The organism is Burkholderia sp. AU28863 (assembly GCF_002223195.1).
Classification (GTDB): Bacteria; Pseudomonadota; Gammaproteobacteria; order Burkholderiales; family Burkholderiaceae; genus Burkholderia; species Burkholderia sola.
Map to the genome: position 1 here is coordinate 2117085 of NZ_NKFE01000005.1, position 13590 is coordinate 2130674.

7 protein-coding genes are annotated in these 13590 nt (G+C 66.3%); 5 read left to right on the top strand and 2 right to left on the bottom strand.

Translation table 11 applies throughout. The features are described from left to right. Positions 1–29: 29 nt before the first annotated feature. The 5 genes from CFB81_RS35765 to CFB81_RS26215 all read left to right on the top strand — a co-directional run bounded on the left by CFB81_RS35765 (position 30) and on the right by CFB81_RS26215 (position 12271). A complete protein-coding gene (locus CFB81_RS35765; protein ID WP_143328640.1) occupies positions 30–7616 on the top strand; it encodes an ESPR-type extended signal peptide-containing protein in 7587 nt (2528 codons plus the stop codon). Positions 7617–7736: 120 nt separating this feature from the next. After that, on the top strand, positions 7737–8405 hold the full coding sequence (locus CFB81_RS26200; RefSeq protein ID WP_089436988.1) for an OmpA family protein: 669 nt from the start codon (positions 7737–7739) through the stop codon (positions 8403–8405). A 386-nt stretch (positions 8406–8791) separates the two neighbouring features. Then, positions 8792–9937: a DUF2827 domain-containing protein gene (locus CFB81_RS26205; RefSeq protein WP_089436989.1), complete on the top strand. Its 1146-nt coding sequence runs from the start codon at positions 8792–8794 to the stop codon at positions 9935–9937. A gap of 14 nt (positions 9938–9951) precedes the next feature. Next, the gene (locus CFB81_RS26210; RefSeq protein WP_089436990.1) at positions 9952–11106 is read left to right on the top strand and encodes a DUF2827 domain-containing protein; all 1155 of its coding nucleotides are present in this window, start codon (positions 9952–9954) and stop codon (positions 11104–11106) included. A 28-nt stretch (positions 11107–11134) separates the two neighbouring features. Next, on the top strand, positions 11135–12271 hold the full coding sequence (locus CFB81_RS26215) for a DUF2827 family protein (protein ID WP_089436991.1): 1137 nt from the start codon (positions 11135–11137) through the stop codon (positions 12269–12271). A gap of 24 nt (positions 12272–12295) precedes the next feature. Here the strand turns inward: CFB81_RS26215 and CFB81_RS26220 are convergent, their stop codons facing one another. Together CFB81_RS26220 and CFB81_RS26225 are read right to left on the bottom strand one after the other, a co-directional pair. After that, positions 12296–12712 (bottom strand): hypothetical protein, encoded by a 417-nt coding sequence (locus CFB81_RS26220; protein WP_179234952.1) that lies wholly within the window; start codon positions 12710–12712, stop codon positions 12296–12298. Positions 12713–12783: 71 nt separating this feature from the next. Beyond that, complete coding sequence (locus tag CFB81_RS26225) at positions 12784–13587, bottom strand: EAL domain-containing protein (RefSeq protein WP_069620671.1); 804 nt, start codon at positions 13585–13587, stop codon at positions 12784–12786. Positions 13588–13590 lie beyond the last annotated feature (3 nt).

A 13590-nucleotide genomic window follows, 5' to 3' on the forward strand; every position in this document is an offset into this window, starting at 1 on the left:
TGGCGTGCACATTTGGAGGTAGGTAGGACATGAACCGCACATACCGCTCGATCTGGAACGAGGCACTTGGCGCCTGGGTCGCTGCATCGGAAATCGATTCGGCACGGGGCAAGCCGAACAAGTCGGCCGTCGTGGTCGCCGCCGTCGCGGCGCTGGCGATCAGCCTGCCCGGACTGGCCGAAGCCAATACGCTCAACACACAGCAAACCTGCTTCACCGGAAGCAACGGCGCGGTCGGCCGCGTCAACCCGGGTGGTACGCAAAACCAGGCCGGCGACGGCTCCGGCACGTATTCGGTCGTAGCCGGATGTAACTCCAACGGCAACGGCTGGACTGGTGTCACGGTATACGGCTCGTTCGCGCAGGCGACCGGCAACGGCGCCGTCGCCACCGGCATGCAATCGTCGGCCGGCCTCTGGGGCGTCGCGGCCGGCCTCGAAACCACCGCCAGCGGTGCCGGCGCGACCGCACTCGGCTTCGGCTCGACGGCGAACGCGCTGAACTCCGTCGCGATCGGCGGCGCAGGCGGCAACGGAACGACGCCGCTGTCGCAGGCAAACTCGACCATCGCTTCGGGCGCGGGCGCAGTCGCCATCGGCAGCAACGCAACGAAGGGCGCGCAGTCCGCCGCGTCGGACGGCATCGCGATCGGCGGGCAGTCGTCCGTCGCGTCGGCCGCCACGTCGGGTATTGCAGTCGGCCGCGGCGCGACCGTCAACGGTGCATACGGCATCGCGCAAGGCGACGGCGCGGTTGCGGGGGTCGCGGGGAACACCTCGATAACGAATAACGTCGCAGTCGGGGCTGCAGCATCTTCGACAGGTGGCAATGCAATTGCACTGGGTGGTGGCGCCAAGGCATCCGGGGCCAACAGCATGGCAACTGGCTTCAACGCAAGCGCCACCGGGCCCACGAGTTACGCGGCCGGCTTTGCTGCGGTTGCGTCGAACACGGATGCAACGGCTATCGGCAATCAAGCCACTGCAAGTGGTGCACAGGATACCGCCATCGGTGTGACGGCCGTTGCGTCGGGCGGGAACGGGATCGCGCTCGGCAACAAAGCGGCCGCAACGGCCGCGAATGCAACCGCCGTCGGTGCGACCGCTACCGCGTCGGCCGGACAAGCCTCGGCATTTGGCCTCGGCGCGAATGCAAGCGGCACGAACGCAACGGCGCTGGGTATCGGAACCGTCGCGTCGAATTTCGCTACGCTGGCTGCCGGCAATCAGTCGACCGCCGCGGGTTCCGCCGCTGTGGCACTGGGAAATACTTCAACGGCGGGGGCGAATTCGTCGGTTGCAATCGGCGATACCTCGAGCGTGTCGTCGACGGCCGGTTTGGGTTCAACGGCGATTGGTTACCGTTCGACTGTCAAGTCCGGGGTCGGCGCCGTTGCGATCGGCAGTCAACAGACCGCGAGCGGTAACGGCGCGGTGGCGATCGGCGATCCGAACATTGCGAACGGCACGGGTGCCGTGACGCTGGGTGCAAACAACGTCGCCGCAGGCAATGCAGCGGGAACGACGGCGGCGAACGGCGCCGTGGCAATCGGCAACAGCAACAGTGCGATCGGCCAGGGCTCGGTTGCACTGGGCAATAGCAGTACGACTACGGCGGCCGGCGGCATCGCGATCGGCGATACCGCAGTATCCGGCGCGACGAATGCACTGGCCTTCGGGGCTGGCGCCAATGCGAACGTGACGGGCTCGGTTGCGCTCGGCCCAGGTGCGACCACGACCGCTGCCGCCGGTACAGCGACGGGCGGCACCGGTGCTGTCAGCAGCACGACGATCGGAAGTCAGACATTCGGTACCTATGCCGGCGCGAATTCGGCCGCTGGCGTTGTGAGTGTGGGCGCCGCCGGTTCCGAGCGCCGCATCCAGAATGTGGCGGCCGGCTTGATCGGTGCAAGCAGCACGGACGCGATCAACGGCAGCCAGCTTTACGCGGTGGCCAGCACCACGACGTCGAGCATCGTCAGCTTGTCGACTTCCACGTCGACGGGTCTGTCGTCGGCGAATAGCTCGATCGCCTCGCTGTCGACGTCGACTTCGACCGGCATCAGCTCGCTGTCCACCGGCCTCAGCTCGGCTAACAGCTCGGTGACGTCGCTTTCGTCTTCCACGTCGACGGGCCTGTCGTCGGCCAACAGCTCGATCACCTCGCTGTCCACCTCGACTTCGACCGGCATCAATTCGCTGTCCACCGGCCTCAGCTCGACCAACAGCTCGGTGACGTCGCTTTCGTCTTCCACGTCGACGGGCCTGTCGTCGGCCAACAGCTCGATCACGTCCCTGTCGACCTCCACCTCGACCGGCATCAATTCGCTGTCCACCGGTCTCAGCTCGACCAACAGCTCGGTGACGTCGCTTTCGTCCTCCACGTCGACCGGCCTGTCGTCGGCCAACAGCTCGATCACGTCGCTGTCGACCTCCACCTCGACCGGCATCAACTCGCTGTCCACCGGCCTCAGCTCGGCAAACAGCTCGGTGACGTCGCTGTCGTCCTCCACGTCGACGGGCCTGTCGTCGGCCAACAGCTCGATCACCTCGCTGTCGACCTCGACTTCGACCGGCATCAACTCGCTGTCCACCGGCCTCAGCTCGGCTAACAGCTCGGTGACGTCGCTTTCGTCCTCCACGTCGACGGGCCTGTCGTCGGCCAACAGCTCGATCACCTCGCTGTCGACCTCGACTTCGACCGGCATCAACTCGCTGTCCACCGGCCTCAGCTCGGCAAACAGCTCGGTGACGTCGCTTTCGTCTTCCACGTCGACGGGCCTGTCGTCGGCCAACAGCTCGATCACCTCGCTGTCCACCTCGACTTCGACTGGCATCAACTCGCTGTCCACCGGCCTCAGCTCGGTCTCGACGAAGACAGACAACCTGGGTAACAGCACCGCGTCAGCACTGGGCGGTGGTTCGACGTACGACCCGACGACGGGCAAGGTCTCGGCTCCGGCGTACACCACGTACAACGCGAACGGCACGACATCGACGGCCAACAGCGTGGGCTCGGCGATCAACAACATCAACAGCCAGGGCATCAAGTACTTCCACGCGAACTCGACCGGCGCCGACAGCACCGCGACGGGCACCGACGCCGTCGCCATCGGCACCGGCGCCGTCGCCGGCACGAACAACTCCGTCGCGCTCGGCGCGAACTCGGCGACCGCCGCGGCCACCCCGACGAGCAGCGCGACCGTCAACGGCGTGACGTTCGGCGGATTCGCCGGCGCCACGCCGGTCGGCACCGTCAGCGTCGGCGACCTCAACAAGGAACGGCAGATCACCAACGTCGCCGCCGGCCAAGTAACCGAGACCAGTACCGACGCCATCAACGGCAGCCAGCTTTACTCCGTCGCCCAACAAGTCGGTACCGCGACCAGCGCCATTTCGTCGCTGTCGACGTCGACTTCGACGGGTCTGTCGTCCGCGAATAGCTCGATCACCTCGCTGTCGACCTCGACCTCGACGGGTATCAATTCGCTGTCCACCGGCCTCAGCTCGACCAATAGCTCGGTGACGTCGCTGTCGACCTCCACGTCGACCGGCTTGTCGTCGGCGAATAGCTCGATTGCGTCCCTGTCCACGTCGACCTCGACCGGCATCAACTCGCTGTCCACCGGCCTCAGCTCGACCAATAGCTCGGTAACGTCGCTGTCGACCTCCACGTCGACAGGCCTGTCGTCGGCGAATAGCTCGATTGCGTCCCTGTCCACGTCGACTTCGACCGGCATCAACTCGCTGTCCACCGGTCTCAGCTCGACCGATAGCTCGGTGACGTCGCTGTCGACCTCTACGTCGACCGGCTTGTCGTCGGCGAATAGCTCGATCGCCTCGCTGTCGACTTCGACCTCGACGGGTATCAATTCGCTGTCGACGGGCCTCAGCTCGACCGATAGCTCGGTGACGTCGCTGTCGACCTCTACGTCGACCGGCTTGTCGTCGGCGAATAGCTCGATCACGTCGCTGTCCACTTCGACCTCGACCGGCCTCTCGTCGGCGAATAGCTCGATTACGTCCCTGTCCACTTCGACCTCGACCGGCCTCTCGTCGGCTAACAGCTCCATCACGTCGCTCTCGACCTCGGCGTCGACGGGCCTCTCGTCCGCCAACAGCTCGATCACGTCCCTGTCGACTTCGACATCGACCGGTATCAATTCGCTGTCGACCGGCCTCAGCTCGACCAACAGCTCGGTGACGTCGCTGTCGACTTCCACGTCGACCGGCTTGTCGTCGGCGAACAGCTCGATCACCTCGCTCTCGACCTCGACCTCGACGGGTATCGGCTCGCTGTCTACCGGCCTGAGCAGCACGAACAGCTCGGTGTCGTCGCTGTCCACGTCCACCTCGACCGGCATCAACTCGCTGTCCACGGGCCTCAGCTCGACCGATAGCTCGGTGACGTCGCTGTCGACCTCTACGTCGACCGGCTTGTCGTCGGCCAACAGCTCGATCACCTCACTGTCGACGTCGACCTCGACGGGTATCAATTCGCTGTCTACCGGCCTCAGCTCGACCGATAGCTCGGTGACGTCGCTGTCGACCTCTACGTCGACCGGCTTGTCGTCGGCGAATAGCTCGATCACGTCGTTGTCCACGTCGACCTCGACGGGCATCAACTCGCTGTCGACAGGCCTCAGCTCGACCGATAGCTCGGTGACGTCGCTGTCGACCTCGACTTCGACCGGCTTGTCGTCGGCCAACAGCTCGATCACCTCGTTGTCGACCTCGACCTCGACGGGTATCAATTCACTGTCGACGGGCCTCAGCTCGACCAATAGCTCGGTAACATCGCTGTCGACCTCTACGTCGACCGGCTTGTCGTCGGCCAATAGCTCGATCACCTCGCTGTCGACCTCGACCTCGACCGGCATCAACTCGCTGTCGACAGGCCTTAGCTCGACCGATAGCTCGTTGACGTCGCTGTCGACTTCCACGTCCACCGGTCTCTCGTCGGCTAACAGCTCGATCTCGTCGCTGTCGACTTCGACCTCGACTGGCCTTTCGTCGGCCAACAGCTCGATCACGTCCCTGTCCACGTCGACCTCGACGGGCCTCTCGTCGGCCAACAGCTCGATCACGTCCCTGTCCACGTCGACCTCGACGGGCCTCTCGTCGGCCAATAGCTCGATCACGTCCCTGTCGACCTCGACTTCGACCGGCTTGTCGTCGGCCAATAGCTCGATCACCTCGCTCTCGACCTCGACCTCGACGGGTATCAATTCGCTGTCGACGGGCCTCAGCTCGACCGATAGCTCGGTGACGTCGTTGTCGACCTCCACGTCGACCGGCCTGTCGTCGGCGAATAGCTCCATCACGTCGCTGTCGACTTCGACCTCGACCGGCCTTTCTTCGGCCAACAGCTCGATCACGTCCCTGTCGACTTCGACTTCGACGGGCCTCTCGTCAGCCAACAGCTCGATTACGTCGCTGTCGACTTCAACCTCGACCGGCCTGTCGTCCGCTAACAGCTCGATCGATTCCCTGTCGACTTCAACCTCGACGGGTCTGTCGTCAGCCAACAGCTCGATCACCTCGCTGTCGACCTCGACCTCGACGGGCATCAGCTCACTGTCCACCGGTCTGAGCTCGACCAACAGCTCGGTATCGTCGCTGTCGACCTCCACGTCGACCGGCCTGTCCTCGGCGAACAGCTCGATCACGTCCCTGTCGACCTCGACCTCGACCGGTATCAACTCGCTGTCCACCGGCCTGAGCTCGACCAACAGCTCGGTATCGTCGCTGTCGACCTCCACGTCCACCGGCCTGTCCTCGGCGAACAGCTCGATCACGTCGCTGTCGACCTCGACTTCGACCGGCATCAACTCGCTGTCCACCGGCCTGAGCAGCACGGACAGCACGATCGTGTCGCTGTCCACGTCGACGTCGACCGGCATCGGCTCGCTGTCCACCGGCCTGAGCAGCACGAACAGCTCGGTGGCATCGCTGTCCACGTCGACCTCCACCGCGATCAACGCCGCGAAGACGCACTACTACAGCGTCAACGACAACGGCGTGCAGCAAGCCAACTACGACAATACGGGTGCAACGGGCACCAACGCCCTCGCCGCCGGCGTGAACGCCAGCGCGGCGGGCGCGAGCAGCGTCGCAGTCGGCGACGGTTCGAACGCGCAGACGGCAGGCGCGGTCGCGATCGGCCAGAGCGCATCGGCAACGGGCGGCAAGGCCGTATCGATCGGATCCGGCAACACGGCGTCCGGCGACGGCGCGGTCGCGATCGGCGATCCGAACGTGGCGACGGGCACCGGCGCCGTGGCGATGGGTGCGAACAACACGGCGACCGGCGACGGCACGGTGTCCCTCGGCAACCAGAACACGGCAACCGGCGCCAGCGCGCTCGCCCTCGGCAGCTCGAACCAGGCCACCGCGGACAACACGATCGCACTGGGCAGCCAGGCCACGGCCAGCGCCGCCGGCGCACAGGCCTACGGCTCGGCCGCCAAGGCCACGGCCGCCGACGCGCTCGCCTTCGGCACGAACGCGCAAGCGAACGTCGCGAACTCGATCGCACTCGGCGCGAACTCGGTCACGGCGGCAGCCGTCGGCACCCCGAGCGCCACGATCGGCGGCGTCACCTACCCGTTCGCGGGCAGCTCGCCGGTCGGCGTGGTGAGCGTCGGCGCACCGGGCCAGGAACGCCAGATCACGAACGTCGCCGCGGGCCGGATCTCGGCCACGAGCACGGACGCGATCAACGGCAGCCAGCTGAACGCGACGAACAACGCGCTCAACACGCTGTCGACGTCCACCGCGTCGAACGTCGCGTCGCTGTCGACCGGCATCAATTCGCTGTCGACCGGCCTGAGCACGACGAACAGCAACGTGGCCTCGCTGTCCACGTCGACCTCGACCGCGATCAACTCGCTGTCGACGGGCCTCAGTTCGACGAACAGCAACCTCACGTCGCTGTCCACGTCGACCTCGACCGGCCTCGGCTCGCTGTCGACCGGCCTGAGTTCGACCAACAGCACGGTGGCCTCGCTGTCGACTGGCGTGACGAACATCAACAACCAGTTGAATCAGTTGTCGACGACGCTCAACAACAACACGACGCGTGCGGCGAACAACAACGGCGTGGCGGCCGACATGAACGGCACCGGCAACGATCACCCGACCGTCACCGCCGGCTCGAACTCGGTGGCGATCGGCGCGAATTCGACGGACGGCGGCCGTTCGAACGTGGTGTCGGTCGGCAGCGACACGCAGCAGCGCCAGATCACGAACGTCGCGCCGGGTACGCAAGGCACCGACGCGGTGAACGTGAACCAGTTGACGCAGGTGCAGACGACGCTGTCGACGGCACTGTCGGGCCAGCAGGCACAGATCAACTCGCTGGGTTCGCAACTGCAGCAAACCGACCAGATGGCGAAGCAGGGTATCGCGGCCGTCGGCGCGATGGCGTCGATCCCGCAGCTCGACCGCGACGCCAACTTCGGGATGGGCGTGGGCACGTCGACCTTCCTCGGCCAGAAGGCGATGGCGGTCAGCATGCAGGCGCGTATCACGGAGAACCTGAAAGCGTCGGTCAACGGCGGCTTCAGCGGCGGTCAGAAGGTGATCGGCGCCGGCATGCTGTATCAGTGGAAGTAACGCGTCGCACCGCCCGCGCGTCCGGCTTGCCAGCCGGACGCCCGCGGCGCCGACGGCAGGACGAGCCCGCCGCGCGCCGCGCGGCGGGCCTCGGTCAACCCAAGCTTTAAGGACGTCACCGTGAACAAACTCGCTTTTGCGCTCGCGCTTTCCGCAACGGTCCTCGCCGCGTGCTCGACCGCATCCGGCCCGACCTTCAGCGCCTCCGAACTGCAGCCGCGCGACGGCGTGCGCACCTTCCAGGTGGACTGCCACGGCCTGCTGTCGGGCCCGCAGACCTGCATGAAGGCCGCCCGCAAGATCTGCGGCGACGCGCCCGTGCGCGCCGTCGACTCGGCCCGCGCGCTGCGCGACAAATCCGATCCGGCCACGCTGGTCTTCCAGTGCGGCGCCGCGCCGGCCGAGGCGGCCTCGAGCGCCACACCCGCACCCGCTGCCGCGGTCGTCGAACGCGTGAACCTGTCGGGCGACGCGCTGTTCGCGACCGATCGCGCGACGCTCGCGCCGACCGCGCGCGAATCGCTGGACCGGCTGCTGAGCGAGCGCGCCGAGCGCACGTACTCGCTGGTGACGGTCACCGGCTTCACCGACTCGGTGGGCAGCGACGACTACAACCTCGCGCTGTCGAAGCGCCGCGCCGAATCGGTCGCCGCCTATCTGAAGGCGCATGGGCTGAAGACCGATTCGATGACGGTCTCAGGCCGCGGCAAGGCCGATCCGGTCGCCTCGAACGCGACGCCGGAAGGCCGCGCCAGCAACCGTCGCGTCGAAATCCGGCTGCAGCACTGAGGCGCCTGCGGCCGCCCATGCGGCCGCGCGATCCGGCAGGCCACAGCGCCGCGCCGGAATTCCGCCGGACCGCCGGGCGCCGCTTCGCCTGCGCCCGCTCCCGTTGGCCGGCGGCTATGTCAAAGTTCGTCACGCGCCGCCAAAACCGGCGGTTTCCATGCCACAATCGCCGCAAACAGTCGCCAGGGCAGCCTGCCCGACGCGCGCCGTGCCACGCGTGCCCGACGACACGCCGGAATCCGGCTGCCGCCTTCGCGAATCTCGTCGCCCGATTCGCGCACCGCAGCGCACCGGCGCGAATCCAACCATGACGATCCACGGCGCGCCGCTGCCGGCCAGACGCTCGACGCGATGCCGGACGCACGACGCCGCAGAGGAAACAACCGGTGACGGACATCAATGAAGCCGCCGCGGGCGGCACCCGCAAGCAACGGCCGGCGGTCGGCATCTCGCTGTTTGCGCGCGACGGCCAGGCGATCTGGGAAAACGGCATTCACCAGAACATCGCATTCCTCGCGATGATGCTCAAACGCTCGGATCGCGTCGGCCCCGTCTATTTCCTGAACGGTGGCGACGCCAACGCACTGCCGGCCGGCCTCGAACTCGACGGCCTCGATATCCCGCTCGTGAAACCCGCCGACGTCACGCACGAACTCGACGTCGTGATCGAAATGGGCGCGCAGTTGCCGGTCGAATGGCTCCGGCACATGAAGGCGCTCGGAAAGAAGACCGCCGCGTTCTTCTGCGGGCACGTGTATGCGGGGCTGGGCGAAACGCCGATCTTCGGGAAACCGTCGGGGCACGTGTTCAACGGCGCACCTTTCGACGAAGTGTGGCTGCTGCCGCAATACGACAAGACCGCCGCGCCGATGCTGCGGACGATCCTGCGCGCCCCCGTGCACCTGATGCCGCACATCTGGTCGCCGTACTTCCTCGAGCGCCGCGTGGCCGCGCTCGCCGACGAAGGCGCGACGTTCGGCTATCGGCCCGGCCCGCGGCCATGGAAGCTCGCGATGCTCGAACCGAACATCTCGGTCGTGAAGTCGTGCCATTACCCGATGCTCGCGTGCGACGCGTTCTACCGTGCACGGCCTGATGCGGTGCAACACATGTTCGTCGTCAACGCGATGCACATGAAAGCGCATCCGACCTTCGTGCACTTCGCGAACAGCCTCGATCTCGTGCGCCAGCACAAGGCGACGTTCGAACCGCGCATCGACCTGCCGGGCTTCATGGCGCGCCACGCGGATGCGGTCGTGTCGCACCACTGGGAAAACGGGCAGAACTATCTGTATTACGACGTGCTGTACGGCGGCTATCCGCTGATCCACAACTCGACGCTGATCGGCGACGCCGGCTATTACTACCCGGACTTCGACGCCGCCGCCGGCGGCCGCGCGCTGCTCGAGGCGTGGCTGCATCACGACGAACGCGTCGACGACTACCGTGCGAAGGCCGACCGGCTGCTGCACTCGGTCTCGATCGACAACCCCGCGAACCTCGACGCGTTCGTCTCGCGTCTGGTCGCCTGAACCGGAGCATACGCATGTCGGACTCCAATGCCCGTCAAGCGCCCGGCGAGGGCAAGCGTCTCGTCGTCGGCGTGTCGCTGTTCGTGCGCGGCGCCGGCCAGTCGCTGTGGGAAAACGGCATTTTCCAGAACTGCCTGCTGCTGATCCTGCTGCTGCGCCAGTCGCCGCTCGTCGCGGATGCCGTGATGGTGAACGGCGGTGAACAAGTTGCCGATCCACAGATGATGCTCGGCGAGTGGAACGTGCCGCTGCTGTCGATGGACGAAGCGCTCGAGCGCTGCGACGTGCTGATCGAAATGAGCGCGCAGTTCGGCGCGGACTATCTGCGCGCGTTCCGCGAGCGCGGCGGCAAGGTCGTCACGATGCGGGTCGGCAACGACTATGTGATCGACATCGAACGCGCGATGTTCGACAAGCCGTCGGGCTTCCTGTTCTCGGGCGCGCCGTACGACGCGGTGTGGACGATCCCCGAGTTCGAGCGCTCGTGCCTGCACTACTACCAGACGGGCCTGCGCGCGCCGGTCACGATCGTTCCGCACATCTGGCATCCGATGCTGTTCGACAAGGCGCGCGCGACGCTCGGTGCCGGTTTGTCGTTCGGCTATCAACCGGGCAAGCCGCGCTGGCGCGTGACGATGTTCGAGCCGAACATCTGCATGGTGAAGACGAGCATCATTCCGATGCTGGTCACCGAGGAAGCCTACCGCGCGAATCCGGCATTCCTCGAATTCGTGCGCGTGTGCAACACGATCCACCTGAAGGATCACGCGACGTTCATCCACTTCGCGAAGAGCCTCGACATCGTGAACCACGGCATCACGACGTTCGAAAGCCGCTATGCGGTGTACGAGTTCATGGCCGCGTACGGCGATGCGGTGGTGTCGCACACGTGGGAGAACGCGCAGAACTACCTGTATTACGAGCTGCTGTACGGCGACTATCCGCTGATCCACAACTCGCCGTTCCTCGGCAAGGCCGGGTATTTCTATCCGGATTTCGACTGTCAGGCCGGCGGCCGCGCGCTGCTGCAGGCGTTCGCCGAGCACGACGCGAACCTCGACGCGTATCGCGAGCAGTCGAAGCACGTGCTCGATTCGGTCAGCATCTACAACCCCGACAACGTCGCGGCCTATACGGACGCGATCGCCACGCTCTATCGCGACGCATGACAGATCCTCGCCCCACGGAGCCGAGCCGATGAAACTCAATGTCGCGATAACGATCAACGTGCAGCGCGACGCGACGCAGTCGATCTGGTACAACGGCGCGAACCAGCACTGCGTGTACCTGTACATGCTGCTGAAGCAATCGCCGCTGATCGGTGAAGTCTGGCTCGCGCACGACGACGGCATCGCCGGGTATCCGCAGGCGCTGATGATGGACGCGTTCGGCGACGCGCTGCGGCCGCTGTCGGCCGTCGTCCACCAGACCGACCTGCTGATCGAGATGAACGCGTTCGTCGATCCGTCGCACACGGACGTCGTGCGCCAGCGCGGCGGCAAGTGCGTGTCGTATCGCTTCGGCAACGACTACGTGATCGCGGTCGAGACGATCAACTTCGAGAAGAACGACTGGCGGCCGAACCCGCACCGCGTGCAGTTCGACGAGATCTGGACCAATCCGCAGCACATGCACACGTGCGCCGCGTATTTCCAGGCCGTGTACCGCGCGCCGGTGATCGAGCTGCCGCATATCTGGTCGCCGTATTTCATCGAACGCAGCCTCGACGCGGACCCTGAACTGAAGGCACGCTTCGGCTATCGCAACCACGGCCCGGCCAAGCGCATCGCGTTCTTCGAGCCGAACCTGAACGTCGTGAAGAGCGCGATCGTGCCGATGCTCGCCGCGAACGCGTGCTACGTCGAGCATCCGGAGCTCGTCGAGCACGTGTACATGACCAACACGTTCGACAAGAAGGAAAACGTCGCCTTCAAGCATCTCGCGCTCGGGCTCGAGATGGTGCGCGACGGCAAGGCCACCGCCGACGTGCGCGCGCCGTTCGTCGCGTGGGCCGCGCATCACACCGACATCGTCGTGTCGCACCACTGGGAAAACGGCCTGAACTACCTGCTGTACGACGCGCTGTACGGCAACTACCCGCTCGTGCACAACTCGCCGTTCCTGCGCGACGTCGGCTACTACTATCCGGACTTCGAGATCTTCGATGCGGCGCGCGCGATCGCGACCGCCGCGCAGACGCACGACGCACGGCTCGACGACTACGCGGCGGCCGCCCGCCACTGCCTGCACCAGGTCGACACGCTCGCCGAGCACAACGTCCGCGCCTATTCCACGCAGATCCAGCACCTGTTTGCCGGCCGCCCGCTCGGCTGATTGCCCGCGCACGCGCCGGTTGCGTTACGCCAGTACCCGGTCGCCGCTTTGTGCGGCGAACGCACGGCCATGCCGCCGCCCGATGCGCGCGAGCATCGCGAAACAACGGGCTGCCGGCCGGCCTGCGTCGGCCGATTGCCGGACGAGGCTGTCGGATACGCCGCGCGCGATCGCCGACTCGTCGCCGCACGCGCCGGCGATGACGCCCGCATAATAGTGCCGGGCCGCCAGCTCGCGGCCACCCGCATCGAGCAGGCTCATCCGCCGAATGCGGCGCGCGACGCGTGTCAGGCCGTCCAGACAGGGCGCGACGTCGATCGGCGCATCGGTCGATTCGGCGCCCAGTTGCCCCAGTATGTCGGCCAATTCGGCGATCGCGACCAGGTCGCGCACATCGGTTGCCTGCGTGCCCGTTCCGCCTCCGGCTTTCGTCCCCGCCATGCCCACGCTCCTTTTGCGACTCGTCCCGCCCCCGACGCGCACCCCGCGCGCCGCCCTGCCCGTTCCCGCGGTCACGCGGCGGCCGGCGATCGCCATGAAAAGCGAATGCCCTGCGCCCACGTGACGCCGGCATCCACGATCATCTGCCGGTCAGTCTCGCTTTCCACGCCTTCGACGACGACGTGCCGCGCACCTTCATGCGCAAACGCGATCAGCCGCCGGAACTGGTAGCGCCCGATCGCGTTGTGCTTGATCATCGACAGGATCGAGCGGTCGAGCTTCACGATGTCGGGATTGCCGACCACCAGATTGTTCAATGCACTGAAACCGACACCGAAATCGTCGATCGCGATCCGGCACCCGGCCTGCCGGAAGCGGTACACGAACGACCGGCCCGCGACGGGGTTCAACGGCCCCGTCTCCGTGATCTCGACGACCAGCCGCGCCGCCACCGACGGCTCGCGCTCGAGCCGCCTGAAAATCGCGAGCCACGCGTCGTCCACGACCGCACTTGCCGCCGCGACGTTGCAACCGTACACGGCGCCCGGATCGGCGCGCAGCGCATCGATCGTGCGGCCGACCACCAGCCGGTCGAACCAGCGCATCAGCCCGAGCGATTCGAGGCGCGGCAGGAAGGCGAGCGGCGGCAGCGCATCGCGCTCGCCCCACCGCAACCGCGCCAGGCGCTCCTCGTACAGCACGCCGCCAGACAGGTCGGCGCGGCACACGGGCTCGTGCGCGAATCCGAGCCGGCTTTCGACGAAACTGCGTACCGACGCAAGGTCGGGGTGATCGTCGCGCGCGCCGAACACGAGATCGATTTCGTCGCGATTCGCTTTCCGATTCGCCTCCTGGCGAGCTTCGACCGCATTCATCCG

What these genes read in the sequence shown, in the direction of transcription:
- CFB81_RS26225 (WP_069620671.1), bottom strand. Translation starts at nt 13,587, where the DNA reads ATGAATGCGGTCGAAGCTCGCCAGGAGGCGAATCGGAAAGCGAATCGC.
- CFB81_RS35765 (WP_143328640.1), top strand. Translation starts at nt 30, where the DNA reads ATGAACCGCACATACCGCTCGATCTGGAACGAGGCACTTGGCGCCTGG.
- CFB81_RS26220 (WP_179234952.1), bottom strand. Translation starts at nt 12,712, where the DNA reads ATGGCGGGGACGAAAGCCGGAGGCGGAACGGGCACGCAGGCAACCGAT.
- CFB81_RS26215 (WP_089436991.1), top strand. Translation starts at nt 11,135, where the DNA reads ATGAAACTCAATGTCGCGATAACGATCAACGTGCAGCGCGACGCGACG.
- CFB81_RS26210 (WP_089436990.1), top strand. Translation starts at nt 9,952, where the DNA reads ATGTCGGACTCCAATGCCCGTCAAGCGCCCGGCGAGGGCAAGCGTCTC.